Here is a 1,542-nt window from a genome sequence, read left to right on the forward strand (position 1 = left end):
CACCCCTATGGAGGATTAACTATTGCTAATCCCATTTATCGGGAAGTTTTACCCAGGGTGTTAACTGTGACACCAATGGCTTCTTTACCAATGATTGCACCCACTTGGTTAACCCCAGAAGGTGAATTAAATCTAGCTGCTTTATTAACAGCATTTCTCAAATTTTGGCGACAACAGGTCGAACCGTTATTAGGTAGTACAGGCTATCATGAAATCGCTCCACATATTGTATTAATGGCTTTTTTACATCGTGTTATTAATGGTGGGGGAGTTTTAGAAAGGGAATATGCAATTGGTAGCGATAGAATGGATTTATGTCTGAGTTATAAAGATGTAATTTTAGGGATTGAATTAAAAGTATGGCGGGATAAAAAACGCGATCCTCAAGCTGATGGGATCGAACAATTAGAGTCTTATTTAGGGCGTTTGGGTTTAGATTTTGGTTGGTTATTTATCTTTGATAGGCGGAAAAATGCCTTACCAATGGAAGAAAGATTATCCACTGAAGTTGTGGTGACAGAAAATCAATATAGAATTACTGTGATTAGGGCATGAGTGTTATATTTTTTGTTTCACGCAGAGGCGCTACAGTCGCAGAGAGGAGAAAGGAAAGAGGGATTTTTGCAGATTGTTTTTATCTGTATCCTTGAAAATTGTAGAGTAAACAAATATGGACGAATTACCATTAGGGATAACTTTTAGGGATTAGGGAAAAAGACGATTTTTCCCAGAATGCCTAGTATTCCTGTCACCAAAATTCCGACAATGCCAAGAAACCCATTAGTAGTAATATTAACCCGTGCATTCAGGTCGTCAATACGCTTTTCTATTTCCATAACTTTAGAATCTAGGGCTTTAATATCCCCTCTTATTTCTGATTGTCCTATCTCTAGCTTATTAACATCTCTTTGTAAAGAGTCGATTTTTCCCTCAATCCTTGTCAGGACTGCTTCTAGGGAATAAGTTACGGTTTCGTTAGACATTTTGCTAAACTCCTACTTTTGCTGATTTTTTCTCTAATCGACAAGGCATCAAAATTGCCGATATGCAAGACTAAGGATAACTTTTAGGGATTAGGAAAAAAGACGATTTTTCCCAGAATACCTAGTATTCCTGTCACCAAAATTTCGACAATGCCAAGAAACCCATTATTGCTAATATTCACCCGTACATTCAGGTCGTCAATACGCTTTTCTATTTCCATAACTTTAGAATCTAGGGCTTTAATATCCCCTCTTATTTCTGATTGTCCTATCTCTAGCTTAGTGAGACGCTCATTAACATCTCTTTGTAAAGAGTCGATTTTTCCCTCAATCCTTGTCAGGACAGTTTCAAGGGAATAAGTTACGGTTTCGTTAGACATTGTGCTAAACTCCTACTTTTGATAACTTTAATTAGGGCTTGCTGAAAAAATAAGAGGTTCTTCGTTACTTGGTATGGTTCGATAGGGGGGCATAAATCGACTAAATCCTTATCTGGCAAGAGACTTAATTCGATTAGTTCGCTCTAGATAAAAAACAATTGACAAAAATCGCTAAATGC

Annotated in this window: 3 protein-coding genes; 1 reads left to right on the plus strand and 2 read right to left on the minus strand. The window is 37.2% G+C overall.

Features of this window, described 5'->3' with window-relative positions:
- Positions 1-555: hypothetical protein (locus PX636_RS21450; RefSeq protein WP_288118780.1), on the plus strand; the 555-nt coding region annotated here is incomplete at its 5' end.
- Positions 556-698: 143 nt separating this feature from the next.
- Here the strand turns inward: PX636_RS21450 and PX636_RS21455 are convergent.
- Together PX636_RS21455 and PX636_RS21460 are read right to left on the minus strand one after the other, a co-directional pair.
- A complete protein-coding gene (locus tag PX636_RS21455) occupies positions 699-983 on the minus strand; it encodes a hypothetical protein (RefSeq protein WP_002764782.1) in 285 nt (94 codons plus the stop codon).
- An 83-nt stretch (positions 984-1,066) separates the two neighbouring features.
- Positions 1,067-1,363 (minus strand): DUF4164 family protein, encoded by a 297-nt coding sequence (locus tag PX636_RS21460; RefSeq protein ID WP_147069281.1) that lies wholly within the window; start codon positions 1,361-1,363, stop codon positions 1,067-1,069.
- Positions 1,364-1,542: the final 179 nt, after the last annotated feature.

Origin of the sequence: Microcystis sp. M53598_WE2 (assembly GCF_030067735.1) — a bacterium.
GTDB classification, from domain to species: domain Bacteria; phylum Cyanobacteriota; class Cyanobacteriia; order Cyanobacteriales; family Microcystaceae; genus Microcystis; species Microcystis aeruginosa.

What these genes read in the sequence shown, in the direction of transcription:
- PX636_RS21455 (WP_002764782.1), bottom strand. Translation starts at nt 983, where the DNA reads ATGTCTAACGAAACCGTAACTTATTCCCTAGAAGCAGTCCTGACAAGG.
- PX636_RS21460 (WP_147069281.1), bottom strand. Translation starts at nt 1,363, where the DNA reads ATGTCTAACGAAACCGTAACTTATTCCCTTGAAACTGTCCTGACAAGG.